Origin of the sequence: Bacillus siamensis KCTC 13613 (assembly GCF_000262045.1) — a bacterium.
GTDB lineage: Bacteria > Bacillota > Bacilli > Bacillales > Bacillaceae > Bacillus > Bacillus siamensis.
Window position 1 is genome coordinate 406,829 of the sequence record NZ_AJVF01000041.1, and the last position, 25,416, is coordinate 432,244.

Here is a 25,416-nt window from a genome sequence, read left to right on the forward strand (position 1 = left end):
GATATGTACGTGACAAATCACTTATTATGTCATTCAGAACAAGACGTCACCCAATGATTTACGGGATGAATAAAGTGCGGATATAATTCGTTCATACGCTATTCGAATCAATTCTTCAAGGGTCTGAAAAAAGGAGGACAATATGGGTGTTAAGCTGATAGCCGTTGATATGGACGGGACGTTTCTGAATGATGAAATGACATATAACAAAGAGCGTTTTATGAATCAGTATCGTGAATTAAAAGCGCGGGGAATTAAATTTGCCGTAGCAAGCGGCAACCAATATGCCCAGCTGAAATCTTTCTTTCCGGAAATCGAAAGTGAAATCGCTTTCGTTGCTGAAAATGGCGCCTTCGTCGTGAATGCCGGAGAAGAATTATTCGCGGGTAAAATGTCTGAAGATACAATACAAGCGGTATTCGATGCTTTAGAGCGGTATGATGTGAAAAACGTCATTGTCTGCGGAAAAAATAGCGCGTATATTCATGAAAATGCCGGAGAAGATGAATATCTGCATGCCGGTAAGTATTATCATGTGTTAAAAAGGGTGCCGCATTTTGAAAACATTGATGATGACATTTTAAAATTTTCCATCAGTTTTCCCGCCGAACATTGTTCCGCACTACTGAGCCATTTGAAAAACGACATCGGATCTTTCATGACGCCTGTATCAAGCGGGCACGGTGACATAGATCTGATCATGCCGGGGCTTCATAAAGCAAGCGGGATGAAGCTTCTCCAGAAACAATGGGGGATAAATGATGAAGAATGCGCGGCCTTCGGAGACAGCGGGAATGATTTGGAGATGGTGTCCGCCGTGAAATACGGAGTCGCCATGGACAATGCGCATGAAAGCATTAAACAGGCTGCCGTGCATATCACGCAATCCAACAATGAAGAAGGGGTCTTAAACGCGATTGATGCCATTCTCAAAGATGAAAAACCGTTTGTCTGAAAAAGACGTTTTAACTGCGGAGGTGCTGAACGATGATTAAGTTAGTGATTACGGATTTAGACGGCACATTTTTAAATAATCAAGGCGATTTTGACCGAACATTATTTGAAGAGACTAAACGAGTAATGGCGGAACAGCATGTCGCTTTCGCCCTCTGTACCGGAAAGCAGTGTGAAAGGGTGGAGGCTTTATTCGGAGAAGATGCGAAAGATTTTTGGATTTTAGGAGACAGTGCCACACGTATGAAAAAGAACGGCAAATTCATATATGAATCTTTGATCAGCAATGAAGCGGGACTATCAATTATAAAGGTTTTGGAAAAAATCAGCTGCGGGCACAGCATTATTGCCTGCACAAAAAAAGGCGCGATGGTGAAAGAGAACCTGTCTGAAAGTGAAATGAAATTCGTGAATGCCTCTTATGCTCATGTAACAAAAATAGCTGATTTCACTGAGATAAAAGACGACTTTATCAAGATTACGGTTCATGACCCCGACGCCAACTGCCAGGAAACGAGAGAAAAGCTGCATGAATTTTTTCATCAATTATATATCGTAGCATCAGAAGACACCTGGATGGACATTTCAAATATCGGAATACACAAAGGAACAACCGTACAGGAACTGCAGCGATTGTTAGGGGTTTCGCCCGATGAAACAATGGCCTTCGGAGACGGACGCAATGACAAAGAATTGATGGAAGCGGCATCCTACAGCTTTGCGGTCAAAAACGCCATTGACGAAATAAAAGATGCGGCGCATTTTGTCATTAAATCAAATGAGGAAAGCGGCGTCATGCATACGATTATGAGAATATTAGCGCTGCAGAAACAGAACATGAAGACATCACATGGGTAAATCGCGTGTGCTGAAGTCGGTGCGCAAGGACTTACTAGGGGACGAAAAAAAGCAGACCATCCGAAGGCTGCTTTTTTTCTGCAATAATGAATATATATCTATAAATGATTGAGTGTATCGGTGTAATATGTAATAAATGGAACGTAATAATGAGATAGGGAAAATCACTTCACATCACTTGATATTAGACAAAGCGCTGAATAAAAGCAGGGAATTTTCCCTTTTGAAATCATGAGGAGGTGTTTGTATGAGTCCGCTGTTGAGTCCTGCGTATATCATTCTCATCTTTCTTCCGGCGGCTTCTTTTCTGTTGGGGATTTTAGGATATTTCATCTTCAAAAAAGTATGGATGATGGTTGGTATTGTTTTTATTTTGTCCTTGATATTTATGTTTATTGTAATAGGTGCCGAGCCGACATTTTTCATTTGGGTGGCTATGATGACGGGGAGCTGTTTTATCTCCGGTTCAATCACTAAGACGATATGGACTTTTGCAAAGCGAAACAATTAGATAGAAGAATCCTGTTTGCACAGCTATACTTCTTTTTATCGATTATCTGTCGGATTCTTATTTTGTATGTTATTGTCAGATCGGGCTTTCTGTTAAAAATGTCATTAGACATGTCTGTTTTAACTTAAGGGAGCACTATTATTGAACTCGGGCGCATGGAAAAAAGGAGGATTTTTATGTTTCAAACCTTAGACCATTTTTTGAAATCTTGGGAGTTCGAAGCCGATGCGACACAGAAACTATTAAATACTCTGACTGATAAATCACTAAAACAAGAAATCACCTCACAGAACTGGACTTTAGGCCGTATTGCTTGGCATACTGTTGCTGCTATTCGCATCATCACATTAAACACAGATTTAACGTTTCGCGCCCCAGCTGAAGATTATCCTGTTCCCTCTTCGGCCCAGTTGATAGCTGACGGCTATCATCAAGCAAGCAATGCGTTCGTGCAGGCGTTAAAAACGCAATGGACTGACGATACACTTGAAGAACGTATCAACTTTATGGGACAGCAGCTGCCCAATGGTTCACTTTTACTGTTTTTAATTCAACATCAAAGTCATCATCGTGGACAAATGACCGTTCTTATGAGACAGGCGGGTTTACCTGTTCCGGGTATTTATGGCCCGGCAAAAGAGGAATGGAAAAAGTTTGGGTTGGAAGCTCCGGAATAAGATGTTGTTGTAAGAGCTCGAATGAAGAGATAATACCAATCGATGTTGGTATTTTTTTGTTTTAGTCTTAGAATTATTAAACCGGGATCCATGAAATGCCACGAATCACAGTTAAAAAGACGTAAAGCAAGGTGAATAAATGCAGAAAGGTGATTAATGATAACTAAAATGACTCGATTCAATATGAAAGACTTCAATAAACCAAACGAACCTATCGTTGTTTCAGGGAGAATCATCCCTTCATTTGAAAAATGTGTGGACATATACAGAGGAGATATTTGCTGAACCTTATGTCAAAAAATATGACGATGAAGAAATTGATGTCAGTTATATTGAAGAAGAGGATAAAGTTGTCTTTTTTTATTACGCAGAGAACCACTGTGTCGGCCGGAGTAAGCTTCGTTCTACTTGGAATGGATACGCACTGATTGAAGACATTGACGTTGCAAATAGAAAAAATGGTGTCGGGACGGCTTTATTACATAAAGCGATTGAGTGGGCAAAGGAGAATCATTTATGCGGTCTCATGCTTGAAACACAAGATATTAACATTTCAGCTTGTCATTTTTATGCTAAAAATAACTTTGTCATAGGAGCGGCCGATACAATGCGTTATTCCAATTTTTCAACAGCATATAGCGGGAGTGTCGCAATGTATTTATAATATCGGATTGAGGATTTTTCTTTTTTTGCATCGAGCCTTATTGTCGTATACCTTAATCTGTATATAATAAGATATATCAATCTATGCAGGGGGAGTTAAGTATGAAGTGCAAAAAAATGAACAGGGTACAATTAAAAGAGGGAAGCGTATCAATGGCCCTATAAACTGCGTCTGCCCTCATTAATGGAGGGGAAATTGTGAATACCCCTTATTCACAATCAACTTTACGGCACAACCAAGTGTTCATTTGGCTTTGTGTTCTGTCATTTTTCAGCGTATTAAATGAAATGGTTTTGAACGTCTCGTTACCTGATATCGCCAACGACTTTCATAAACTGCCAGCGAGTGCAAACTGGGTGAACACGGCCTTTATGCTCACCTTTTCCATCGGAACTGCTCTGTATGGGAAGTTATCGGATCAACTGGGCATCAAAAAGCTGCTCCTGTTTGGGATTATGGTCAATGGCTTCGGATCAATCATTGGATTTGTCGGACACTCTTTCTTTCCTTTACTCATTCTGGCCCGATTTATTCAAGGGGCTGGTGCTGCCGCATTCCCGGCACTTGTAATGGTTGCAGTCGTACGCTATATTCCGAAAGAAAACAGGGGTAAAGCATTTGGTCTGATCGGGTCGCTGGTGGCAATGGGGGAAGGTGTCGGACCAGCTATTGGCGGAATGATCGCTCATTATATTCACTGGTCATATTTGCTGCTTATTCCAACAGCAACAGTTATCACTGTTCCATTCCTGATAAAACTGCTTGAAAAGGAAGAAAGAATCAGCGGGCGCTTTGATATGGCGGGGATTATATTAATGTCTGCAGGCATCGTATTTTTTCTGCTGTTTACAACGTCATATAGAATGTCTTTTCTGATCATCAGTATTCTAGCTTTCCTGATATTTGTGAAACATATTAGGAAAACTCAAGATCCCTTTGTTGACCCTGCAATGGGGAAAAATGTCTTGTTTATGATGGGCGTCCTTTGCGGAGGCCTGATATTCGGCACTGCTGCAGGATTTGTGTCTATGGTTCCTTATATGATGAAAGATGTTCACCATTTAAGTACTGCGGTAATTGGAATCGGGATTATGTTCCCCGGGACGATGAGCGTCATCATCTTCGGTTACATTGGAGGATTGCTTGTTGATCGGAAAGGTTCTTTATATGTGCTCACCATCGGGATTGTATTGATGTCTTCCAGCTTTTTAATCGCTGCCTTTTTTATAGATGCGACACCTTGGCTCATGACCGTTATAATCGTTTTTGTTTTTGGGGGACTCTCCTTCACAAAAACGGTTATATCTACAATTGTGTCTGGCAGTTTAAAACAAAAGGAAGCCGGGGCCGGAATGAGTCTGCTTAATTTTACGAGCTTTCTATCAGAGGGAACGGGCATTGCGATTGCAGGCGGTTTATTATCGATCCGCTTGCTGGATCAAAGGCTGCTGCCTGTTAACGCTGATCATTCTGCTTATTTGTACAGTAATATGCTGATCCTATTTGCAGGAATCATCGTTATGAGCTGGCTGGTAACCCTGAATGTCTATAAACGTTCGCGGAGAAATGACTAAAAAGGGAAAAGGATCAAACTTGATAAAAGTTTTGATCCTTTTTTTGAGGAGCTTCCTTATTCCGAAACCTTTTGTCGATCAATGAAAGGAGAGTTAAGGTGAATTACATTTATAAGAAAAAGGAAAAGAAAAATGGAAATTGTATCATTTCAATCAGAGATAAATGGGAGAATGCACTTATTGAGTTTGAACAAAAAAATAATCAAATTGAGATCGTGATCAATTACCGTAACGAGAAAACAACTAAGTTTTCACTGCCAATCGAGACTTTTGAAAAAGTGTATGAGGATATTAAAATAGGCCGGAGAGAAAGTTAATCATTCTGTTTGAAAATGACCATGAAGTTCGTAAGCAGTATGGTTTTAACATGCATCTGGATTCCCCTAGAAAAGCAAAGGTTTTTGGGGATTTATGTTAAAATATAATAGTAAGAACCTTATGCAGCGGACAGGGAGTATTGTTGCTTAATAAGGAGATGGATCAATGAAAAAAAATATTCACATACTAGGAGCCTCTGGAGTCGGAACTTCAACATTGGGTGCTGCATTATCAAAGCATTTGCCTCATACGCATCTTGATACTGATGATTACTATTGGACAGATAAATTCACTAAAAAAAGAGAAATTCCTGAAAGAAGAAAGCTGCTTGATAAAGACTTAACAATAAATGAGAAATGGATTCTTTCCGGCGCAGTGTGCCGCTGGGGCGATGATCTAAAAAGTGATTTTGACCTTGTCATCTTCTTATGGATTCCGCAAGATATCCGGCTTAAGAGATTAAGGCATAGGGAATTTCAGCGTTATGGAAACGAAGTGTTAGCCGGCGGCAGTAAATATGAAGAATCAAAAACATTTTTAGAGTGGGCATCGCTATATGATAATGCTGGAATGGAAGTTAGAAGTAAAGCTTTACACGAACATTGGATGGCAGATTTATCTTGTCCAGTGTTAAGAATTGAAGGAGATTACTCAGTCAATGAAAGAGTTGACCGTGTCTTGGATTATTTGAATTCTAATTAAACTAACGGAGATAACTGCATAAGAGAAATTCAATTGAAAGTAGCTTTCGCAGAGGTATATAAAAAATTTTAGTTTATGTTGAGAACGATGTTCACCTTCACTGCTTGTTCAATTAGAGGAAGTGATTCTTCCTTAAGGGAGATCACTTTTGCTTATTCGACTAAAGCAGCAGTTTAGCGGAAGAAGGAGAAAAATCAGAATACTAAATGGTGTAAAACGAGGTTATTAATACGAAGGATTGAAAAAAGAAGAACACGCAACAGATTCACTTGCTCTTGTTGGGGGGGGCAAGTGTTGACAACCCTATTACTGGTTTAATTAAAGAAGGAGTATAAAACCTGTGTCAATGATGTTACGAGATATCTGCGACACAGGTTTTATATGTAGGTAACTCATCTTCTTATATATTTAACATTGCATTTTTTTATTATGCAATCGTTCATTCTATTTCTGCTTTCAATTTTTCGAACCATTCTAAATTAACCAAGTGATGTGAACGGGAATTTTCGTTCATACGGCGAAAGTAATTGATTGTGCCCGGAATTTCTTGAGTGACAGACAGGTATTCATCAAGGAGCTCGATTCGAGTTTTAGTCTGATCGATTTGTGATTGGATCAGATCCAGTAATTTATTTTTGTCGAATTCATCGGCAAAGAGTAACGCCCCATAAAATTGCAGGTTCACATATTCCGATTTGGTGCCGTATTTGATCATTAATTTCTCGAATTCTGCCCTTCCCGATTCTGTGACGTTAAAGTTACGGATTTCACGCCCGCTGGCTGAGGGTTTCTGATGAATCTGTTCGATAAAACACTTTTCTTCAAGTTGCTGCAGATTGTAATAAAATGAACCTTTTGTGAAGTTAACAATGTATTTGTAATGACGTTTTTCCATTAAGGCCAGAAGTTCATAGCCATGTGCGCCGGGATTTTGGATGAGCAGGCCAAGGATAAGTAAGGGAATTATGGTTTCATCACCTTCGCCATCCGCGCCTCAAATTCCGCGTACGTGATTTTGCCCGAAGCCAAATCCATACTATGAAGGTAAATCTGTTCTGTTTTAGAATAGCCACCCTTCACTCTCAGTGATTGCTCCTCTCCCGAAATAGGTTTCAGGATATGGCACTTTTTCGAAAAAGCCTCGAAATAGCGGTAACCGAATTTGCGTTGTGAAGCTGCGTCTAAATGAATGCCATCAGGATTCGCAGTCAAACCTGTTGCCGTAACAAAATAACAATTCGGTTGTTCATTAGCGAAACGCAGCAATTGTTCATTAACCTGTCGAAATTCGGTCGCATGCTGTCCAAAACCGGTCTTCCCAAGAAAGTCACCAAGCCCTCCAATCATCAACGGTACCTCATCAAGTTTCAACTCGTTTCTTAGCGTCTCGATGATAAGGGTTAATTTCTCGTAATAAGTTTCATGCAGCGAACGATAACTGTCACTCTCACCTTGGTGCCAAAGGATTCCGCAAATTTGACTGGACCGGAGGGCGAAGCGGGCTTCGGACAAAGCATGCTGAAAAAGGATGCCTTCCGGATGCCAGTCATTCAATGAACTGCCACCTTCCGCACAAGGGATCAAGCCAATTTCTTCATCGGGATGAGCTTTCGACCATGCATCTGCAAAAGATGCCGCCAGGCCAACGCCGGAAACCGGACGGTCGTAATTGATCGGCTCTGTCATCATCTGCCACTGTCCATTGCGCAGCATTTTTATTTTTTCATTATAGATAGGATCTACTTCATTCAAAAATCCACGGCCCGCCATATTCGACTGCCCCAACATCAAAAAAGACTTTATCATCTTATTTTTCACTTCTTTACATCAATATTTGGTCTAATTAGACTATAGTCAATTCAGTTTGTCTTGTAAAGTTTTAACAAGGTTTTATTAGTATGTATGATAAGCGCTCCTGTGGCAGCTACACTCAACCTGCCTATACATAAAAACTTAGGGTTATGCCTGGAAAGGATCAATTCCAGCTTGGATACAAAGGGTACATACAGCTTGCTTTGCAACGTCCATCAATTGCATACCGATTCATGAAGGCGAATTGCAGAAGTGGAATCCGCTGACCGAGGAGATAGAGATTGATTTTGAAAAACGAGAATCAGATGCGGTAATTGGTTATGCAGCTTATTTTGAGTTGATAAATGGCTTCCGAAAAACAGTGTACTGGACAAAGTCACAAGCAGAAAAGCACAAAAAGAAATTCAGTAAGTCTGATGTTGGATGCAAAAATGACTGGGATGCGATGGCTCTTAAGACTGTATGAAAAGCAGTTTTGAGCAAGTGGGGGATTCTTTCTAAAAAGCAGTTATTAATGAAACAGACAGTTCAGAAATTATCGATTCCGAGCCTTCAAACAAAGAAAATACAGAAAACCAAGCGTGCAAGAAGCCGATCCTTTTGATGGCAAGCCTGTAGAAACAGTGATCCAAGGGCAAACGATTGGCAGGTTGATCAAATCCAGTCAGTCTTAAATTATCGATATTTGAATCACAAGCTTTTGCTGATTTCTTCGGAGTTAATACTCGATGAGATTTTGGACATTGACGAGGCTCTTGGTTCACGAATTTACCAGATGTATCGTGATTACATAGTGATTATTAAAGGCGATCGAATGCAATTAAATCATAGGTTAGGTGCTTGGGAATGAAGGGAAAAACGAATGTAAAAGCAGCTGATGGACTTTATATATTTGGACCTCTAAGTCTTACAGAATTACTCTAACTAATCCGTTTACTTGAGGAAAAAATAAATAGAGCGGTTGCTGAGTGCTTAAAGCAGTCGTGTCTCTGCTGACAATTTTAGTCTCCGCACCGAGAATAGAAAAAGAAATTCAGCTATGGGAACAGCTTGACGGGAGGTAAAGAACAGTTGAATTGCATTAAGTTCATTGTTTATGGTGAGCCAATCGCACAGGGGCTGCCAGTGGATCAATACGAAATGGGAAGGTGCATATGCGTGATCCAACGAAATCAAAGTATTTCAAACAGTATGTGGCATTGGTTGCGTCTCAGCATCGTCCAGAAACAATTATTACTGGTCCTGTCTTTATGGATGTCAGAGTGTATAGACCTATGCCGAAATCAATTTCAAACTCAAAAAAGAAGAAAGAACAAGCTGAAAAGGGACTTCTGCAGCCGACAACTAAGCTTGATATTGATAACTATGTAAAGGGTGTAAAAGATCCCTGAATCATCTTATTTACAAAGATGATAGTCAGGTTGGGGATCTGAAAGTAAGCAAGTTTTATAGCGCAGAGCCGAGAGTGGAGATCAAGATAAAAGAGGTTTCTGCCTAAAAATAAAAAACACCGAAGCGCTTAGCCTCGGTGTTCATGATATGGACTGGTCCTTCATAACACAGGGGGCGCTTTTAGTGTACAACCCGAGAGAAATAAGCATCAAAAAAGACTTCAATATTCAGCAGAAAATTGACCCAGGGAAGGTTAAGATAATTGTTTTAGATGGGAATCAAGGAACTGCCCATGTTTTAGATGATCTGGAGCATGGTAAAACAGTGATTCAAACTGTAAAGGGTAGCTTTGCGCGGGGTGATCATGAGATAGGTTACAAAGTTAGATAAACAATCGAATGGATTGGAGTAACTAGACTAGGGGTAGAGGAGGCTGTGAGCCTCCTCATAGTTAACTTGAATAGTAGGCGATATAAGTTCCATCAGGATAAAAAGTAACACTGTCTAAATAATATGTTATACCTTTATGAATAATTGTTTGTGCTGGATCTGGATCAGAAGCTGTTCCATAAATAACCAGTGTATCTAAAGCAGAAACTTCCTTCGTTGTAACTTCTCCAGAATGAGTATCAGTAGGGCTTGCGGCAAAGGCAGGAGCTGCAGAAACAAGTAAAGCAAGTGATAAAGCAGAACCAGTTAAAACTTTTTTCAATCTCATTTTAAGCACTCCCTTTTTTTTTTAGTACAACTGCATTATCACATAATATGAAAAAATAACCAAGGGATTTTTTGTTAATATTTTGTGAACTTAGTTTAAATATAGAATCCTACCGAATGCCTGCTGCCGGAAATGAGGGTGCAGTCTGGGTCCTGTGGAGGAAATATTGTCCAAGACGGAAAGCCTGCGGACACTAAACTTACAGTATTACACTGTTTGTTTGGTGTCCGTTTTTTATTTGGAAAAGGAAGACACAACCGTGAATCGAAAAGACATTGAAAATCTAATCAATAACTATCACTGGATGGTGAAAGAGGTTTATCTTGCAAAAGGTACTTTATGGTTCAACAATTCCTATGAAGAATTGGGGTGTTGCTCAATATGGATTAGAAGCAGCTATGCCAAAAGGAAGTTCTGGGAAGAGTCAGGCTGAATTGCGGCAAATGGATATGAGAGAGGAACGTTTTTTCAAACGTCTTAAGTATTATCAAGAACGAGTATATGCAGTTGAGTTGGGGGCAGAAAAGATCAAAGGAGAGCAGCATAAAGTTTTATGATTGCATGATGGAGGGATGAGTTACCGTGCTATTGGTCTTCACCTTGGCGGGAAACTGTACGCAAAATGAAAGACGAGTTAATCAGTCAATTATGCCAAGATTGCCACTTTGAGTGTTTGTTGAATCCGAAAAAATCTGTAGTGTAAAATGGGAGGAAGGTCGGCGCGGCAGGTTCCTTGGATTGCCCTCCATTCAAATAATTTGAGATAAAGCGGCACTGCTAAGAGCGAGGCCGCTTTTTTGTGGGATTTGATTAAGGTATATAGAAAAAGGTTATTAGAATCTGGCAAATCCTGCAGGGTACCAGTTCCCGTTTTGAGCTTTTGCCCAACCGTAGACTTTTTCTCTAGGGGACAAAATGGCTTCCATATCTGAAGCATCTTCTATGGACTCTGCACAGTAATCGTCATTATATTTTGGGGCGATGTCATAAGTAACAATATTGCGGCTGTTTGGTTCTTGGCTATTATCAGTCCAAGCAACTCGTTGATAGTAGGTTTTGTTAAATGGAGACTGTAAGCCTTCAACTCTGAAGATGTAGGAGTCAATATCTGAATCATATTCTATAGTGGTATAGGCCATGCTTTCTGAGAGCGGTTTAATTTGATTGAATGATTCAACTTTTAGAGTTTGAGAAGTTTCTGCGGCCGATACTCCAACACCTCCAGAAAATAACATACCTGTTGTTAATGCTAAGAGTCCAAGCTTTTTAATCATAATAAACATCCTCCTTTAAATTTTGATACATTAGCAGGATTCTCCGGAAGGTAAAAACATCCTTTGTAAAAATTGTAAATTCGAAATTCGGTCACAAATTAATGAGGTATAGGTGGATTTATTGTTCGACAAATTTTGCAAAATGTTCTTTGTCATAATCTCTTACCCGATATTAAGGTAAGGGGAAAAACATGACTAAAACAATTAATGTCAACCAGCAACATATGCTTGAACAACTAGCAGGCGGATCGGTAAACCGTCAATGCACAATAGAACACTAATTGATATTCTCATCGATAAAAAGGTGTTTACTGAAGACGAATTCGTTAAATATCAAATGCTTCATTTAGAACAGTCAGCAGATGTGCATTCTGCGGAGCTTTTAGGTATCAGTAAAGAAGATTATATAAAGAGCAGAAAATAATTAGCTGTCCTTAGAGAACAGGAATTAAGATTAAATCATGAGAAGGGTCTGTTAGAACAACAGTACCAACAAGAGATAGAAAAATATAATATTGCAAACATTAGATCAACAATTAGATAACATTATTATCGGTGAGTATGATGTGAATAAAATTAGTGAACAATTAGAAGGATTAGGAGAGGTACTTGAACAACTAGAGAAGTTGGATAAGATAGCGAAAAGTGGAACGTTTAAAAATTCTAATCATCCGGCTGACAAAAGATAAACACTATCCTATTAAACATTTTGTTGATTACGTCTTTCTAATCGGGAAGGCGTTTTTTCATGTTTTCAATAGACTGTTTCAAATCATAGGATAGAAAATTTTTTGCTGGATTAATAACTTGGTGTCAGTTTTTAGAGAGAATATCTTTTCCAAAACAACTCAATTCAAAGGAGGCGGCGATGGATGCAGATGGCAGAAAAGTACATTCAAGCGCATAAAGACTACCTTAAAGGTATGAAATACAAGGACCTTGCCGAGAAGTACGGAGTGTCAGTAACATCATTAAATCGTGGAAACAACTGACACACTTGAAAACAACATCTAACAAGAAGTCGCATACAGATGCGACTTCTATCAATAGAAAGTAACCGTAAGAAAAAATTTAAGGATTTGCAGCCCTATGGCCGTATAAACAATTTTAACCTCTCATAATATGTCATCAAACTTAGCATACTCAATATGGATTCCAATTTAGGAGTTTAAGAGCCATTGATGTGCTCACCAAGATCTCTCACACTTTCCGAGCATCCGGCGAGTAAAATACGTCACTATGCATATGCTGTATTTTTTCCCAGTTGGCGGGATTGGTTGTATCAAAAGAGCGGTGCTCCATAATGGCCTGATATAGGGCGGTTTTTTGTTCCAAATGGGCAATGTGCTGTTTGGCTTCTTCGAGCTGGGCGAGCGCATCTTCTTTATGTTCCATCATGAGTGTGTACCGTTGTGGAATGGTCGAATCTCCTTCAAGACAGAGATTCACGTACGTTTTAATGTCTTCAATCGGCATCCCGGATTGCCTGAGGCATTTGACGCCAAACAGCCAGTTAATTGATTCTTCGTCGAACAAACGAATATTGTTTTTATTGCGTCGTACGCTCGGCACCAGGCCTTTATCCGTGTAAAAGCGCACCGCATGCTCGGTGAGTCCGGTTATCATCGCTGCTTCTTTGACTGTATGCATGTGTAATCCTCCTTTAAAAAATTTTTTAAAAAGTGCTTGCCTTCGTGTTACACGAAGATAATAAGCTTATTATAACGCAAACCAGCCGCAACGGAATTCATTCTGCAGTGCCCGATTTTCGGGATGCGTGCCGTTTGTCGTTCTACATTTGAACAATAGGAGGAATTACAATGCAAACCGTAACATTAAACAATGGAGTGAAAATGCCAATTATCGGCTTCGGTGTGTACCAAGTCCCCGATGCTCAAGAATGTGAAAACGCAGTATATGAAGCACTGATGGCCGGTTACCGCCTGATTGACACCGCTTCCGGTTACCTAAACGAGGAAGCAGTTGGACGTGCAATTAAGCGGAGCGGCGTACCGCGTGAGGAGCTATTCATTACGACCAAGCTCTGGATTCAGGATGCCGGCTATGAAAGCGCCAAAATAGCATTTTCCAAATCATTGAGTAAGCTGCAGCTGGATTATCTTGATTTATACCTTATTCACCAACCATACGGCGATTACTACGGCGCTTGGCGTGCGATGGAGGACCTGTACCGCGAAGGAAAAATCAGGGCAATCGGAGTCAGCAACTTCTATCCCGACCGTCTTATGGATCTCATCATGCATAATGAAATCGTGCCAGCCGTCAATCAAGTCGAAACACATCCATTCTATCAGCAAAAAGAAAGTGCTGCTTTTATGAAAGAGCAGGGAGTACAACACGAGTCGTGGGCACCGTTCGCTGAAGGACGCAATAACATGTTCAGCAACGAAGTGTTGACTTCCATTGCGGAAAAACACAATAAATCCGTCGCCCAGGTCGTGCTGCGTTGGCTTGTTCAGCGTGAAGTCGTTACGATTCCAAAATCGGTGCGCAAAGAACGGATTGTCGAAAACTTTGACATTTTCGATTTTGAGTTGAGCTTAGAGGATATCGAAAAAATTTCCGCCCTTGATAAAGGAGAAAGTCTTTTCGGATCGCATCAAGATCCGAAAATTGTAAGATCGATAGGCGCCATGAAATTCGATCTGTAGCTTTTGATTGAACCGTAAATTGATCATCTATTTATTTGCTATCATAATAGCAGAATTGTACTAAGTGTGTTGCGAAAATTCTGTCAATAAAGCGCGATCCAGCTTTAAATGTTGGTTTTAAAATTGAAGGAGATCAAGTTAGGGCTAAAGGAAGGGAAGGACCCTTCCTTTTTTACTTGGACGGACTGAAAACAGTGCCCTTTTTCTGGCCAAATATAAAAAAACACACAAGTGGATAAAATGAACCTATTTGTTCAATATAATCAGCTGCTTTGAAAGTATATAAAAAAGGACACCAAACCAACAGCACCAGTGCTATAAGTTCAGTGTCCGCAGACTTCTATTTTTTATTTCTCTAAAGCCTTATTCTTATTAACCTCTTCCAGCTTGGAAAGAAGGATATTTCGTCATACCGCCATCTGCAAAGAGTGTAATACCCGTTACATAACTTGCTTCAGAAGATGCTAAGAATGCTGCTACAGAGGCTACTTCTTCTGGTTTACCGATGTAACCCATCGGAATCATGCTTTCAACATCTGCACGTTGTACCGGATCTGCAAATTTTTCAGCATTGATTGGTGTGTTCATTGCTCCTGGTCCAATATTGTTCACGCGAATTCCTTTTGGTGCATATTCGAGTGCCAATGTTTCTGTCATTAGCTTCATACCGCCTTTACTAGCTGCATAGTGAACAAATAGCGGCCAAGGAATCATTTCATGTACACTGGACATGTTAATGACATTTCCTTTAATATCATTTTCTACAAAGTATTTGATCGCTTCACGGCTGCCAAGGAATGCTCCTGTTAAGTTTGTGTCGATTACCTTGTTCCAATTGTCTAAAGAAAGTTCATGAGACGGTACAGGGTTTTCAACACCAGCATTGTTAATCATTACATTCAATGTGCCGAATTCTTTTACAGCTGTTTGTACAAGGTTGATGACATCTCCTTCTACTGTTACATCACCAGGTACAATAATAGCTTGTCCGCCTGCTTCTTCCACTTCTTTTTTAGCTTCTAATGCTTCATTTTCATTATTACGATAGTTAATGACCACTTTTGCTTGTTCTTGACCGAAGCGAACAGCCATTGCACGTCCAAGGCCTGTAGCTCCGCCTGTGATTACGACTACTTTATCTTTTAAATCTTTATACATGATAAGTTCCTCCTGGTTCTAACGATTATTTTTTAATAGATATTCTTACTGTTTAGGTTAATGTATTTTAACTTTTTGCTATTCCCAGCAGCACTCCGCCCAAAATAATGAGCACAATGCCAATTGAAATCGAAATAAGCTGACGGTTTGTTTTCTTTTCGCCTAGTAAGAAGATACCTCCAAGCGTTGAAACGACGATTCCCATTTGTGATAGTGAAAAACTTGTCGCTACCCCTACCTTAGGTTGGGAAATAAATAAGAACATATTACCCGCAGCCCATATAAGACCGGGAATAATGTTGCGAATTGTGTATTTATTAAAAGGCTTATGTTTATAAGTGAGGATGAGTCCGCCGATAAACATACCGATAGCTTGAGGGAATAAAGCCACCCAGCCATCAACGTTAAACAAACGTGCAACGACCACATATACTAAATATCCAATCGTAGATATGATGAGTGTGATAATGCCCTTTTTAAATTGCCCAGATTGCTCTTTACTTTTTTTGCTTTCAAGAGAGGTTAATACAATCCCAATCACGATAAAAATGAGAGCTAGTATTCCCAATAGAACTGTAGTGACTGTTGACCACTCATGAAAAACAATCACCCCAAACAAAGCTGTTGATACGAGCTGCATACCTGTTGAAATCGGCATCGTTTTAGAAACACCAATATATTCAATGGTTTTTAACTGATTACTTTGTCCAACAGCCCAAAACAACCCAGAAACGATTCCTACAATAAAGATAAAAGGCGTCAACACAGGATGGATAACGAGATAGATAACAGCTGAAAAGATCAGTGCTCCAATCGTTGTTCCAAGTGTTTGACTATAAGGTCCTCCGCCTAACTTGACATTGAAGAGGACGATACTTCCCCAAAATATTGCAGGAAGAATGGCTAAGAAAATATCCATTTGATGCAAACCTTCTTTCCCAAACCCTTGATGTATTGAAAGTGGCTAGTTTTGTTTCGTCACTTTACGTTACTAATAGTAACCTAGGTAACTAAAATAGTCAATGATTTCATCTTGCATTTCTTTTTTTCTGATTAGTTCTTCAATTAGACCTTTCTTGATGTTTCGGGTCTGGAATAATAAAAATGGTTCATTTATAAGAAATCTGATTTCAAAAGAAAAAATCAGTCGCAACGAAAAAAACTAACCTAAGTTACTATTGGTTACTTAGGTTAGTTTATCGCATAGGTATGAGTGGTTTGTTAACTAACATAAAAAGAAAGGTGAAACTCAAGTGGCAGAAACATTAATATCTGCTGGGAAAGTGTTTATTGAGGGCACAGTCGTATAAATCATGCAGGTTGGGGTGTGCGGCAGCTATTTATGTTTAAAGAAAAAGAGGAATCAGTATAGGAAGATGTATAAAACAAAATTGAAGGGCCTTGATAAGGTTCAAGGCCTTATGATGTGTTGGATTAAAATTGTTTAGCCATCTCTTTGGCTTGCTGCATTGCTTTATCTTTAATTAGAGAAGTTTGTTCCGGAAACTTCATTTGCCCTTCAATAATAATACTTTCAAACGATTTTATACCAAAGAAATCCATAACCGCTTCTAAGTATCGGTTTCCCATCTCTCTTTCCATTTCAGGACCATGTGAGTAGATGTCTCCCCGCGATTGTATATGGAGAGCTTTTTTTCCTTTTAGTAATCCTTTTGAACCTTCTTTAGTATATTTGAAGGTTTTACCTGACACTGCGATTGCATCAATATAGGTCTTCATGATGGCCGGAACGGAAAAATTCCACATAGGTGTTACAAAAATATATTTATCAGCTAACAAAAATTGTCCGCCTAATTCAGCTAAACGGGCGACTTTTAACCGTTCATCTACTGATAAATCTTGAAGTGAAGCTTGAGAGCGAAGTTTTTTCCAACCATTAAATACATCTGCGTCTAGATAAGGAATATCAGCTTTATATAAATCTAAATGGACAACATCATCTTCAGGATGTGTTTGTTTGTAACTTTCAATGAATTCTTTTCCTACGGTCATGCTGAGTGATTCATCTTCAGGCAGAGGATGTGCTGTGATATAGAGAACATTAGACATGGAGATCTTCCTTCCTTATTAGATAATGAAAAACAGCGCTGTGTTTATTGGCATAGATACTAAAAGAACTGTCAATCCTTGACCCAGCTTTCCGCCCATTGACTAATCGGTCCTAATATTTTTCCTAATTCTGTTCCTTTTTGAGTTAAAGAGTACTCAGAACGTATCGGACGATCGGGGATTACATTTCGGACAACAATTCCCTGTTCTTCTAATTCTTTAATCCGTTCCGTTAATATCCTTCTGCTTAAGGAAGGCATGCTCTCGCTTAGCTCACTAAAGCGCTTAGGACCGCTCATTAGCACATAAATAATTAATCCTGTCCACTTTTTCCCAATTATCTCGAAACTTTTTTCTACTTTAGGTTGTAAATCTTTCGACTCGCCCATATTATATGTCCTCCTTCAATAAATATGGATGAAAAATAACTTATGCATTTATTGTAACAAAAATAATAGAAATGTATTTGGGTACTTTGAATTAAAAAGGTTGATATCTCTTTTTTTAGTTACTTTTTGTCACTTTAGTTCCTTTTAGTATCAGGTGAATGAGCAGAATTTCTAAAATAATCAAATCATGATTGTGAAATGAAATATATTTTATTGATAACAATGTGCGGATATTAAAGGGAAATAATTCAATAACTTAAGTATATATGAGTATTTATAATGGTTAAATAAATTAACTCTAAGAGGGAAATGAAATACAACTTATGTTGTATTGATCATGCCGCGTTCGTTATACCTGAATGAACATATAATTGATGAGATATCAAGCTGCATGTGGAGGGGAATACACAGGGGGGGACTCAGCTTTTTGATCCAGGTTGATAGAGTATATGTAAGGAACGATTTTTCATATATTCTGCTGCTTGTGTTGAAAAAGATAAAACAGAAAAAGCCGGGATGTCAGATCCGGCTTTTCGCTTACTTTCCCTTCGACTTCTTCCGCTTCTCTTTCTCCGCCCGGTAAAACTCATGAAACATCTTCATGAGCGCGCGTTTTTCAATCCGAGATACATAGCTCCTTGAAATGCCGAGCTCTTTCGCGATCTCGCGCTGCGTCTTTTCTTTTTTTAAATCAAGGCCGAAGCGGCCGACGATCACTTCTTTTTCGCGGTCGTCTAAAATGTCGATATATTTTTTGACCTTTTCAAGCTCCATGTTGAGCTGAATAGTGTCAATCACATCTTCGCTTTCCGACTTGAGCACATCGATCAGGCTTATTTCATTCCCTTCTTTATCCTGGCCGATCGGATCATGAAGGGAAACGTCTTTTTTCGTTTTTTTCAAGGCGCGCAGATGCATTAAAATCTCATTCTCAATACATCGTGCGGCATATGTCGCAAGCTTCGTGCCTTTTCCGGCTGAATAGCTTTCGATGCCTTTAATCAGACCGATTGTACCGATGGAGATCAGATCTTCTGCGTCTTCCCCCGTGTTTTCGAATTTTTTTACAATATGGGCGACTAAACGGAGATTATGTTCGATCAGCATATTGCGGGCGTGTTCATCTCCTTCGGCCATAAGGTCTAAGTATTTTTTCTCCTCACTATTTGAGAGCGGTTGTGGAAAGGCATTATTTTTCACGTATGATACTAAAAACACGAGTTCTTTCACAATAAACCCGAGCGCTGCAAAAACACCTGTCACCATCCTCACCTCCACAAAGTTATGTAGGCAAAAGCCTATATGTAACTGTATGTGGCAGTCAGGCTGTTTGTGTCTGTACAGGGAAATTAATCAAAGGCAAGTTTTATTTCTTACAGCCTCTTGATTTTTTCTGATTGAGCCTGTATATTGTTAAAAAAAGTAAGTTCGAAAAGAATATAACGTGAAAAGCGCTGAAGAGAAGAGTAGACAGATATCATTCATGACAGAGAGCTCCGGGAGCTGGGAAGGAGTATGAATGGATGTGTTGAAACAAACCTCTTAGCTTCGCATCGGAATCATGCAAAACGAGGATGATGCGGCGGATACTCCTGTTACCGAGTAAGCTTTGTACCGGCAAGGCCGGCGCCAAACCGAATTGAGGTGGCATAGCGGGCTGTTTCCCGTCCTCAAGACTTCATTGTCTTGAGGGCGTTTTTTATTTTCTGAGGGAGGGATAAGATGAAAAACTGGAAGTCTTGGCGGCACCCGGTGCTTTTGTTAACCGGAATCGGGGTGGCGAATATTGGTGAATGGATTTATTTTTTGTCTCTTAATCTTATTGTCTTAAAAGAAACAGGGTCTGCTTTTGCAGTTTCCATTCTTTATTTAATCAGGCCTGCGGCTGTTTTGATGACAAATGGGTGGGCGGGCAGCATCATCGACAGGTGTAACAAACGGAGTATGATGATGTCGCTTGATTTCATCCGGGCTGGATTCATTGCCGTTCTGCCGCTGATGTTTACTGCATGGTCTCTATATTCCGTTTATTGTATCGTGTTTTTGATTCATATGGCTAATGCGATGTTTCGTCCGTGTTCCATGGCGTATGTGACGATGCTTATCCCGGCTGAAAGGAGAAAACGATTCAATTCACTAAGGGCTTTGCCGGAATCAGGGGCTTTTCTCCTCGGGCCGGCTGCGACCGGGCTGCTTTTTATCGTCGGCACGCCGATTTTTGCGATTTGGGTGAATGCGGCTGCTTTAATGCTGTCCGGTTTAATCACGATGATGCTGCCGAATCTTGAAAATGAGCCTCACGTACATTCTCCCAGACAGAAGCTTTCTTTGGCAGTGTGCAAAGAAGATTGGAAGCTCGTATATCGCTTCAGCCGAACGGCGCGAAACGTCATGATCATTTATTTTTTATTCAGTCTGGTCATGACCGTGATGTTGTCTGCACTTGATTCGCTTGAAGTCGCTTTTTCAAAAGAGGTTCTTCAGCTGACTGATGCTGATTACGGTTTTCTCGTCAGTGTGTCAGGGGCAGGGGTTATAGCGGGGGCGCTTGCCAATGTGTTCTTTAATAAAAAAATGCCGGCTTCTTTATTGATGGGAATGGGCTCTTTTTTCACAGCGGCGGGATATATGATTTATGCGTTTTCTCACGTTTTTTGGACGGCTGCTTGCGGGTTTTTCATTCTGGCTTTTTTCTTGGCATTTGCCAATACGGGATTTCAGACGTTTTATCAAAAAAATGTTCCGGTGGACATTATGGGGAGGGTGGGCAGCTTTTATTCATTAGTTGAAGCCGTCTTCATTATATTGATAACGGCGGTTTTCGGAGCGGCGGCAGTCAGTTCTTCCGTCCGCCATATCGTCATCACAGGCGCAGCCGTTATGCTGATGTTAGCAGCCGTTTTATGCTCATTCTTACTTGCTGCCGCAAAAAGGAGGACACTTGATGGATTTCAAGCGAATCAATTTAAACAAACATAAAGAGACGGCCGTTTCATTTCGCAAAGATTCGTTTCTCGTCAGCTTTGGCACGGCGGATCATTTTAATAAGGATGAGTATCTCAGATGGCTGTCATCTCAAATCAAGAGCTTTCCCGGCGGTTTTGTGCTGCTTTTTCATAACGGGCAGCCGATCGGACAGCTTGAAGCCTCCATTAAACCTTATCGCGATCAAAAAATCGGTTATGTGCACCTTTACTATATTACTGAGCGGCAGAGGGGAATGGGGTACGGGACGAAGCTCCATCAATACGCGAATCAGTTTTTCAGAACGAACGGTGTTTCGGAATATCATCTTAGAGTTTCTCCGGACAATAAAGCGGCCCTGTCATTCTACAAAAAGCAAAACCTGAAAGTGCTCGGTTCAGAATTAAACGGAAAGGTTCTCAGAATGAGAGGAGCCGTACCGCCGGTATAAGGGGGCGGTACGCGCTTCATTTTTTCGTCGTTTTTAAAAGGCCGGGAAACTTTTTATAAATGACCGCCATTAACACGAGCATATACATTCCGTAAATTCCGAAAGACAGCAGTTTGTTGCTTGTAAATGAAGCGCCTGCGACTGTCACGATCACAATGTTCGGAATTTTGCCGAGCGTCGATGCGGAAAAAAAGATCGGCCATCGTATGTTGCTCAGCCCGCATACGGTATTCATGGCAAGCGACGGTATAATCGGAATCAGCCGCCCGAAAAGCACCGCCGTAAATGCGTGCTGATGAAATGAATCTTCATATTGGGCCGCGGCCGGGTAAGACCGCAGCTTTTTTCTGGCCCAGTCTCTGAATCCGTACCGGACGAGAAAAAACAAGGCCATTGTCCCGAGCATCGCGCCTGACAATGTAATCCACACCCCGTTTACAATCCCGAAAACCGCTCCGTTTAAGGCCGCGATAATGGCGAATGGAACAATCGGGAAAAATACGTCAGCTGCGACCAGCAGGATACTCATAAGCACGGCGTACATTCCGCCCGCCCGAATCATGCCGAGCCAGACGTCTTTTTGCATAAAACCGATCACCACAACAGCAATGATAACGGCAAGACTGAATCCTTTTTTTATCATCTGTACGTTCACCTCTTTTCAAATAGTATACAGTACAAATCTATCTCCTTCTATTAAAAAAGGGTGTCCGATAAGCGTGCTTTTGCATTGTTTAATAGGAGAGGGATAAAATGATATCCATAAAAAAAGACCCGATACCGAAATCAAACGGCAACCGGCCGAGATATGCAATGGACCCGGGTTATATTACCGTCTATAGACATCCAACACGGACAAGGGCGCAGACGCGAAGATGCGCGCAAAAAGCTCATGAAAGATCATAATATACCTCTTGATCGCGTCGTTCCCCATAAAAGATTGCCCCGGCAGGCTGCTGAACAGCTGGGAAGCCTTTTAAAGGCGTAAACGGCTCTGACGACTCTGCAAATAAATCATTAAACTGACGACCCCTTATACAAAGGGCGAAAAGGTGACTCAAGTGCAAAGAGTCCTTGCCGCCGCTTATTTTTGCCCTGATAAAAATACGGAAAATCATGGAGTTGACGGAATATACGGACCCAAAACCGCCAATGCTGTAAAGCGGTTCCAAATCATGAACAGCTTGCAGGCTGACAGGATTTACGGTCCCAAAACGAAAGACAAGCTGGCAGCAGTGCTGTCATAATTCAGAATCACCTGTTTCTTATAGCAGAAGCGGGTGATGTACATTATTTGCGCGAGAATGATTTTTTAAAAAAGGGGACACGTTAACAGTAGTGTTTACTGGAGGTGTAAACGTTGAGATGCTTTCATCTGATCATTATGATATGCGTCCTCACGAGTCTCACTGCCGTGTCCGCCGATGCGAAATCATTAAAAAGAAGTGACATGGAGAAGACGGGAAACGTGTATTGGGATATAAGGTCTGAAAAAAAGAAACTGTCTTTAACCTTCGATGACGGCCCCCACCCTGTCTATACAGAGGCTGTGTTAGACGTGCTGAAACAGTACAATGTTAAAGCGACTTTTTTTTGTATCGGAAGCCGTATAGACAATTACCCTATAACGGCAAAGCGCATTATTGAAGAAGGACATGAAATCGGCAACCATACGATGAACCATGTTTATTTTCACCGTCTGAAACGCAAAGACATTTTAAAAGAGCTTCACAGCTCAGCGCATCATATCACATCGCTTCAGCCGGAAGGGGACAAGTTATTCCGCCCGCCGGGAGGATCGCTGAATCGTACGGCTTTCAAAAGCATCTTAAAAGAGGGCTATCATATCATCATGTGGTCTTGGAACCAAGATCCGAGGGACTGGAGAAGGCCCGGAAAAGGAAAAATCGTCAGACACGTTGTTTCACATGCCAGAGATGGAGATATTATTCTTCTGCATGACGGCGGAGGCAACCGGCGCCAGACGGTTGAGGCTTTGAAAGAAATTATTCCCCAGCTGAAAAAGCAGGGCTACACGTTTGTTAAGGTTTCGGATTTGATCGGAGAGGATGCCGGCCCTTTTCATATCCAGTAAAGAGAGCGCCGCGTTGAAAGCCGCAAAAGAGACGTGTACCATATAGGATGTAAGGTTTGGGGGGAGAAAAAAATGAAGTTTGCTGTTCTTTTTATTACGATAGCCTGTCTGTTATCAGGATGCGCCGCGGGCAAAGAGAAAAGCGCTGTCGCTTTCGGTGACAGCAATACGCGCGGTTCCAATTGGGATTATCGTGATTATCCAAAGGCGCAGCAGTGGGTAAACATGTTAAAAACAACGGAACGCGGCCGTCTTACGGTTATAAATGCGGGAATAGGCGGTCAGACGACTGAGGATGCGCGCCTGCGATTTCAAAGCGACGTGCTTGACCGGAAGCCTCAATATTTATTTATCATGTTCGGAACAAATGATGCGGGCATTTTGACGGGACATCAGCCGCGAGTATCAAAGAAACGGTTTGAAGAAAACCTGACTTATTTTGTAAACGAAAGCCGGAAGCACCGCATAAAGCCGATTTTAATGACGTGCATCCCAGTTATAGAAGGAAACGGAACGCATCATCTCTATTACTATTCAAGATATAAAGCTTCAGCCTTTAAAGAAAAAGGTGGAGCGAGAAAATGGCATAATTCCTATAACGGTATTACAAGGCAGGTTGCAAAAGAGTTAAAAGTGCCTCTGGTGGATAATTGGAAACACTTTATACGCGCGGACGGCGGCAAAGATACAGACCGGGCGCTCATCCAATCCGGACTGATAGATCCTTCCGGAAATCACATGACGCCAAAAGGGGCCAGAATCTTAATTGAAGGCATAAAAAATAGGCGGATTTTGGAGCGCTGACGCCGTCAGCTGCCTAAGCCGTTTTGCCCGTGCATCATAGGCTGTAGAAAAACATCTTTTTGGAGGCGATTTGCTATGAACCGCGGTTTCCCTCCGCCATATCCTGTATGCCCGCCTCCTCGGGTGAATGCGGGGTACTGGTACGCATTTTTTGTTGTGCTGCTCGTCGTTTTTCTCGTTCTGGGCGGCCTGTATTGGTTCAAAATTTAACAGCCGTCCTCTTAAACACCTCTGTAAGGGGTGTTTTTTGTTGAAAGTGGTAGTAAAGCGTATAACCGAAGTGATATAATATCAGTCATCTGAGTAAAAAAAGGAAATTCGCCCGGAAAATTTTTCTGTTTAAGAAGAAACGGAAATAATGTGTCCGAGCGATCTTCTTTTGATTTCGTTTTCAATTAACTCGATAAATTCACGGCTCAAATTCATTTCATTGGCTTTGAAATAAGATTCTATTAGTAATTCATCAGAAAGCTTTCTCATGCCGGGGACCCAATTAATGGGAGTGGCACCTCCTTAACAGTTGTAATCAATCATCAGACGCGAGCATATGATGGAAGGTTGCGTTTCAATCATGGTGAGGTTATCTTTAATCTACCATGAAATACAAATAAGAACAATCGTTCTGTTATCCACACTCATAAGTGGATAACTTGTTAGTATCTTGTTTATAATCTGGATAAATCCGGATGTAATAAGAGTGGATAATGTGTGTAATTTTATCCACAACTGGTGAAGAAACCCAATTTTTGTCGAAATTTTTTTGCTGAGTCCGACTTTGTTTTTAAATCCGACAGGTTTCGACATATAGATGATAGAAAGAAAAAGGGAAGGGTGCGGGTTTTGTTAAAAAAGTTTTTTTTACCTGACGAATTTGTGAAAAATATATTTCATATCACACCGGAAAAGCTCAAGGAGCGCAATGTGAAAGGGATTATTACAGACCTTGACAATACGCTTGTGGAATGGGACAGACCGAGTGCGACACCTCGATTAATCGAGTGGTTTGAAGAAATGAAGGAGCACGGCATTAAAGTCACGATCGTCTCCAATAATAATGAACGAAGAGTGAAATTATTCTCGGAGCCGCTTGGCATACCGTTTATTTATAAGGCAAGAAAACCGATGGGACGCGCCTTTAAAAGAGCCGTCAGCAGCATGGATCTGAAAAAAGAAGACTGTGTGGTCATCGGCGATCAGCTGCTTACTGATGTTCTCGGCGGAAACAGACACGGGTATCATACGATCCTCGTCGTGCCGGTCGCTTCCTCTGACGGGGTCATGACGCGCTTTAACCGCCGGATTGAACGGAGAATATTGAGTTCTTTGAAACGTAAAGGCCATATTCAGTGGGAGGATTAG

The 25,416-nt window shown here is 40.9% G+C and carries 28 protein-coding genes, 7 pseudogenes and 1 other annotated feature; of the genes and pseudogenes, 23 read left to right on the forward strand and 12 right to left on the reverse strand.

Features of this window, described 5'->3' with window-relative positions; translation table 11 throughout:
- The first annotated feature begins 142 nt into the window (after positions 1-142).
- The 9 genes and pseudogenes from Y79_RS0117590 (at position 143) to Y79_RS0117625 (ending at position 6,258) form a co-directional block, all read left to right on the forward strand.
- Positions 143-955, forward strand: coding sequence for a Cof-type HAD-IIB family hydrolase (locus Y79_RS0117590; RefSeq protein ID WP_016938858.1), 813 nt, complete (start codon positions 143-145; stop codon positions 953-955).
- 32 nt (positions 956-987) lie between these two features.
- Positions 988-1,812: a Cof-type HAD-IIB family hydrolase gene (locus Y79_RS0117595; RefSeq protein WP_016938859.1), complete on the forward strand. Its 825-nt coding sequence runs from the start codon at positions 988-990 to the stop codon at positions 1,810-1,812.
- A gap of 247 nt (positions 1,813-2,059) precedes the next feature.
- Positions 2,060-2,323 carry a DUF2651 family protein gene (locus Y79_RS0117600; RefSeq protein WP_016938860.1) on the forward strand — a complete coding sequence of 88 codons (264 nt, stop codon included), beginning with the start codon at positions 2,060-2,062 and terminating at the stop codon, positions 2,321-2,323.
- Between the two features lie 176 nt (positions 2,324-2,499).
- Entirely contained in the window at positions 2,500-3,000 is a 501-nt protein-coding gene (locus tag Y79_RS0117605; RefSeq protein WP_016938861.1) for a DinB family protein, read from the forward strand.
- Between the two features lie 156 nt (positions 3,001-3,156).
- Positions 3,157-3,664: pseudogene (locus Y79_RS1000000120420) on the forward strand (GNAT family N-acetyltransferase).
- A 101-nt stretch (positions 3,665-3,765) separates the two neighbouring features.
- The gene (locus Y79_RS1000000122020) at positions 3,766-3,828 is read left to right on the forward strand and encodes a tetracycline resistance efflux system leader peptide (protein WP_134816631.1); all 63 of its coding nucleotides are present in this window, start codon (positions 3,766-3,768) and stop codon (positions 3,826-3,828) included.
- A 33-nt stretch (positions 3,829-3,861) separates the two neighbouring features.
- Positions 3,862-5,238 carry a Tet(L)/Tet(K)/Tet(45) family tetracycline efflux MFS transporter gene (gene tet, locus Y79_RS0117615; protein WP_016938862.1) on the forward strand — a complete coding sequence of 459 codons (1,377 nt, stop codon included), beginning with the start codon at positions 3,862-3,864 and terminating at the stop codon, positions 5,236-5,238.
- A 98-nt stretch (positions 5,239-5,336) separates the two neighbouring features.
- Positions 5,337-5,555, forward strand: coding sequence for a hypothetical protein (locus tag Y79_RS0117620; RefSeq protein WP_015240260.1), 219 nt, complete (start codon positions 5,337-5,339; stop codon positions 5,553-5,555).
- A 166-nt stretch (positions 5,556-5,721) separates the two neighbouring features.
- Positions 5,722-6,258, forward strand: coding sequence for an ATP-binding protein (locus Y79_RS0117625; RefSeq protein ID WP_016938863.1), 537 nt, complete (start codon positions 5,722-5,724; stop codon positions 6,256-6,258).
- Between the two features lie 439 nt (positions 6,259-6,697).
- Here Y79_RS0117625 and Y79_RS0117630 read toward each other — a convergent pair whose 3' ends face one another.
- Together Y79_RS0117630 and Y79_RS0117635 are read right to left on the reverse strand one after the other, a co-directional pair.
- Complete coding sequence (locus tag Y79_RS0117630) at positions 6,698-7,225, reverse strand: PadR family transcriptional regulator (protein WP_029575366.1); 528 nt, start codon at positions 7,223-7,225, stop codon at positions 6,698-6,700.
- Positions 7,222-8,064, reverse strand: a complete 843-nt coding sequence (locus Y79_RS0117635; protein WP_016938865.1) for a sialate O-acetylesterase — start codon at positions 8,062-8,064, stop codon at positions 7,222-7,224. Before Y79_RS0117635 ends, Y79_RS0117630 begins: the two co-directional genes overlap by 4 nt.
- A gap of 102 nt (positions 8,065-8,166) precedes the next feature.
- On the opposite strand from Y79_RS0117635, the pseudogene Y79_RS1000000120425 reads away from it, so the two are divergent.
- The 4 genes and pseudogenes from Y79_RS1000000120425 to Y79_RS0117650 form a co-directional block, all read left to right on the forward strand.
- Positions 8,167-8,744: pseudogene (locus Y79_RS1000000120425) on the forward strand (recombinase RecT); the annotation flags it as partial.
- A pseudogene (locus Y79_RS1000000122025) lies at positions 8,690-8,920 on the forward strand (ATP-binding protein); the annotation flags it as partial. The pseudogenes Y79_RS1000000120425 and Y79_RS1000000122025, both read left to right, overlap by 55 nt.
- Before the next feature lie 304 nt (positions 8,921-9,224).
- A pseudogene (locus tag Y79_RS1000000120430) lies at positions 9,225-9,568 on the forward strand (RusA family crossover junction endodeoxyribonuclease).
- Positions 9,569-9,645: 77 nt separating this feature from the next.
- Positions 9,646-9,852: an XtrA/YqaO family protein gene (locus Y79_RS0117650; RefSeq protein ID WP_016938868.1), complete on the forward strand. Its 207-nt coding sequence runs from the start codon at positions 9,646-9,648 to the stop codon at positions 9,850-9,852.
- Positions 9,853-9,913: 61 nt separating this feature from the next.
- Here the strand turns inward: Y79_RS0117650 and Y79_RS0117655 are convergent, their stop codons facing one another.
- On the reverse strand, positions 9,914-10,180 hold the full coding sequence (locus Y79_RS0117655; RefSeq protein WP_016938869.1) for a hypothetical protein: 267 nt from the start codon (positions 10,178-10,180) through the stop codon (positions 9,914-9,916).
- A 259-nt stretch (positions 10,181-10,439) separates the two neighbouring features.
- On the opposite strand from Y79_RS0117655, the pseudogene Y79_RS1000000120435 reads away from it, so the two are divergent.
- Positions 10,440-10,883: pseudogene (locus Y79_RS1000000120435) on the forward strand (sigma-70 family RNA polymerase sigma factor).
- Positions 10,884-11,013: 130 nt separating this feature from the next.
- On the opposite strand, the gene Y79_RS0117665 reads toward Y79_RS1000000120435, so the two are convergent.
- A complete protein-coding gene (locus Y79_RS0117665) occupies positions 11,014-11,454 on the reverse strand; it encodes a hypothetical protein (RefSeq protein WP_016938871.1) in 441 nt (146 codons plus the stop codon).
- Between the two features lie 515 nt (positions 11,455-11,969).
- On the opposite strand from Y79_RS0117665, the gene Y79_RS1000000121335 reads away from it, so the two are divergent.
- Positions 11,970-12,143 (forward strand): hypothetical protein, encoded by a 174-nt coding sequence (locus Y79_RS1000000121335; protein WP_016938873.1) that lies wholly within the window; start codon positions 11,970-11,972, stop codon positions 12,141-12,143.
- 189 nt (positions 12,144-12,332) lie between these two features.
- Positions 12,333-12,442: pseudogene (locus tag Y79_RS1000000121415) on the forward strand (phage terminase small subunit); the annotation flags it as partial.
- Between the two features lie 212 nt (positions 12,443-12,654).
- On the opposite strand, the gene Y79_RS0117685 reads toward Y79_RS1000000121415, so the two are convergent.
- The gene (locus Y79_RS0117685) at positions 12,655-13,104 is read right to left on the reverse strand and encodes a MerR family transcriptional regulator (protein WP_016938874.1); all 450 of its coding nucleotides are present in this window, start codon (positions 13,102-13,104) and stop codon (positions 12,655-12,657) included.
- A 170-nt stretch (positions 13,105-13,274) separates the two neighbouring features.
- Between Y79_RS0117685 and Y79_RS0117690 the strand changes: the two genes are divergently transcribed.
- Positions 13,275-14,126, forward strand: coding sequence for an aldo/keto reductase (locus tag Y79_RS0117690; protein ID WP_016938875.1), 852 nt, complete (start codon positions 13,275-13,277; stop codon positions 14,124-14,126).
- Positions 14,127-14,498: 372 nt separating this feature from the next.
- On the opposite strand, the gene gdh is transcribed toward Y79_RS0117690, so the two are convergent.
- From gdh to sigK, 5 genes are all read right to left on the reverse strand, one after another.
- Entirely contained in the window at positions 14,499-15,284 is a 786-nt protein-coding gene (gdh, locus tag Y79_RS0117695) for a glucose 1-dehydrogenase (protein ID WP_016938876.1), read from the reverse strand.
- A gap of 67 nt (positions 15,285-15,351) precedes the next feature.
- Complete coding sequence (locus Y79_RS0117700) at positions 15,352-16,203, reverse strand: RhaT/GlcU family sugar-proton symporter (RefSeq protein ID WP_016938877.1); 852 nt, start codon at positions 16,201-16,203, stop codon at positions 15,352-15,354.
- A gap of 515 nt (positions 16,204-16,718) precedes the next feature.
- On the reverse strand, positions 16,719-17,354 hold the full coding sequence (locus tag Y79_RS0117705) for an FMN-dependent NADH-azoreductase (RefSeq protein WP_016938878.1): 636 nt from the start codon (positions 17,352-17,354) through the stop codon (positions 16,719-16,721).
- Between the two features lie 71 nt (positions 17,355-17,425).
- A complete protein-coding gene (locus tag Y79_RS0117710; protein WP_016938879.1) occupies positions 17,426-17,743 on the reverse strand; it encodes a winged helix-turn-helix transcriptional regulator in 318 nt (105 codons plus the stop codon).
- A 537-nt stretch (positions 17,744-18,280) separates the two neighbouring features.
- The gene (sigK, locus tag Y79_RS0117715) at positions 18,281-19,009 is read right to left on the reverse strand and encodes an RNA polymerase sporulation sigma factor SigK (RefSeq protein WP_016938880.1); all 729 of its coding nucleotides are present in this window, start codon (positions 19,007-19,009) and stop codon (positions 18,281-18,283) included.
- A 179-nt stretch (positions 19,010-19,188) separates the two neighbouring features.
- Positions 19,189-19,418: a binding site (T-box leader), on the forward strand.
- A 47-nt stretch (positions 19,419-19,465) separates the two neighbouring features.
- Between sigK and Y79_RS0117720 the strand changes: the two genes are divergently transcribed.
- Positions 19,466-20,722 (forward strand): MFS transporter, encoded by a 1,257-nt coding sequence (locus Y79_RS0117720; protein WP_016938881.1) that lies wholly within the window; start codon positions 19,466-19,468, stop codon positions 20,720-20,722.
- Entirely contained in the window at positions 20,688-21,158 is a 471-nt protein-coding gene (locus Y79_RS0117725) for a GNAT family N-acetyltransferase (protein ID WP_016938882.1), read from the forward strand. Before Y79_RS0117720 ends, Y79_RS0117725 begins: the two co-directional genes overlap by 35 nt.
- 16 nt (positions 21,159-21,174) lie before the next feature.
- Here Y79_RS0117725 and Y79_RS0117730 read toward each other — a convergent pair whose 3' ends face one another.
- The gene (locus tag Y79_RS0117730; protein WP_016938883.1) at positions 21,175-21,801 is read right to left on the reverse strand and encodes a TVP38/TMEM64 family protein; all 627 of its coding nucleotides are present in this window, start codon (positions 21,799-21,801) and stop codon (positions 21,175-21,177) included.
- A 370-nt stretch (positions 21,802-22,171) separates the two neighbouring features.
- Between Y79_RS0117730 and Y79_RS1000000121585 the strand changes: the two are divergent.
- From Y79_RS1000000121585 to Y79_RS0117750, 3 genes and pseudogenes are all read left to right on the forward strand, one after another.
- Positions 22,172-22,405, forward strand: a pseudogene (locus Y79_RS1000000121585) (peptidoglycan-binding domain-containing protein); the annotation flags it as partial.
- 113 nt (positions 22,406-22,518) lie between these two features.
- Positions 22,519-23,253: a polysaccharide deacetylase family protein gene (locus tag Y79_RS0117745; protein WP_016938884.1), complete on the forward strand. Its 735-nt coding sequence runs from the start codon at positions 22,519-22,521 to the stop codon at positions 23,251-23,253.
- Positions 23,254-23,325: 72 nt separating this feature from the next.
- On the forward strand, positions 23,326-24,057 hold the full coding sequence (locus Y79_RS0117750; protein WP_016938885.1) for an SGNH/GDSL hydrolase family protein: 732 nt from the start codon (positions 23,326-23,328) through the stop codon (positions 24,055-24,057).
- Positions 24,058-24,396: 339 nt separating this feature from the next.
- Here the strand turns inward: Y79_RS0117750 and sda are convergent, their stop codons facing one another.
- Entirely contained in the window at positions 24,397-24,537 is a 141-nt protein-coding gene (gene sda / locus Y79_RS0117760; RefSeq protein ID WP_003152850.1) for a sporulation histidine kinase inhibitor Sda, read from the reverse strand.
- Positions 24,538-24,897: 360 nt separating this feature from the next.
- Here sda and Y79_RS0117765 point away from each other — a divergent pair, with 360 nt between their 5' ends.
- Entirely contained in the window at positions 24,898-25,416 is a 519-nt protein-coding gene (locus Y79_RS0117765; protein WP_014470710.1) for a YqeG family HAD IIIA-type phosphatase, read from the forward strand.

Excerpts from the sequence above, each read along its gene's own strand:
- Y79_RS0117590 (WP_016938858.1), top strand. The coding sequence starts at position 143 with ATGGGTGTTAAGCTGATAGCCGTTGATATGGACGGGACGTTTCTGAAT.
- Y79_RS0117595 (WP_016938859.1), top strand. The coding sequence starts at position 988 with ATGATTAAGTTAGTGATTACGGATTTAGACGGCACATTTTTAAATAAT.
- Y79_RS0117600 (WP_016938860.1), top strand. The coding sequence starts at position 2,060 with ATGAGTCCGCTGTTGAGTCCTGCGTATATCATTCTCATCTTTCTTCCG.
- Y79_RS0117605 (WP_016938861.1), top strand. The coding sequence starts at position 2,500 with ATGTTTCAAACCTTAGACCATTTTTTGAAATCTTGGGAGTTCGAAGCC.
- Y79_RS0117625 (WP_016938863.1), top strand. The coding sequence starts at position 5,722 with ATGAAAAAAAATATTCACATACTAGGAGCCTCTGGAGTCGGAACTTCA.
- Y79_RS0117635 (WP_016938865.1), bottom strand. The coding sequence starts at position 8,064 with ATGATAAAGTCTTTTTTGATGTTGGGGCAGTCGAATATGGCGGGCCGT.
- Y79_RS0117655 (WP_016938869.1), bottom strand. The coding sequence starts at position 10,180 with ATGAGATTGAAAAAAGTTTTAACTGGTTCTGCTTTATCACTTGCTTTA.
- Y79_RS0117665 (WP_016938871.1), bottom strand. The coding sequence starts at position 11,454 with ATGATTAAAAAGCTTGGACTCTTAGCATTAACAACAGGTATGTTATTT.
- Y79_RS0117685 (WP_016938874.1), bottom strand. The coding sequence starts at position 13,104 with ATGCATACAGTCAAAGAAGCAGCGATGATAACCGGACTCACCGAGCAT.
- Y79_RS0117690 (WP_016938875.1), top strand. The coding sequence starts at position 13,275 with ATGCAAACCGTAACATTAAACAATGGAGTGAAAATGCCAATTATCGGC.
- gdh (WP_016938876.1), bottom strand. The coding sequence starts at position 15,284 with ATGTATAAAGATTTAAAAGATAAAGTAGTCGTAATCACAGGCGGAGCT.
- Y79_RS0117700 (WP_016938877.1), bottom strand. The coding sequence starts at position 16,203 with ATGGATATTTTCTTAGCCATTCTTCCTGCAATATTTTGGGGAAGTATC.
- Y79_RS0117705 (WP_016938878.1), bottom strand. The coding sequence starts at position 17,354 with ATGTCTAATGTTCTCTATATCACAGCACATCCTCTGCCTGAAGATGAA.
- Y79_RS0117710 (WP_016938879.1), bottom strand. The coding sequence starts at position 17,743 with ATGGGCGAGTCGAAAGATTTACAACCTAAAGTAGAAAAAAGTTTCGAG.
- sigK (WP_016938880.1), bottom strand. The coding sequence starts at position 19,009 with ATGGTGACAGGTGTTTTTGCAGCGCTCGGGTTTATTGTGAAAGAACTC.
- Y79_RS0117720 (WP_016938881.1), top strand. The coding sequence starts at position 19,466 with ATGAAAAACTGGAAGTCTTGGCGGCACCCGGTGCTTTTGTTAACCGGA.
- Y79_RS0117725 (WP_016938882.1), top strand. The coding sequence starts at position 20,688 with ATGGATTTCAAGCGAATCAATTTAAACAAACATAAAGAGACGGCCGTT.
- Y79_RS0117730 (WP_016938883.1), bottom strand. The coding sequence starts at position 21,801 with ATGATAAAAAAAGGATTCAGTCTTGCCGTTATCATTGCTGTTGTGGTG.
- Y79_RS0117750 (WP_016938885.1), top strand. The coding sequence starts at position 23,326 with ATGAAGTTTGCTGTTCTTTTTATTACGATAGCCTGTCTGTTATCAGGA.
- sda (WP_003152850.1), bottom strand. The coding sequence starts at position 24,537 with ATGAGAAAGCTTTCTGATGAATTACTAATAGAATCTTATTTCAAAGCC.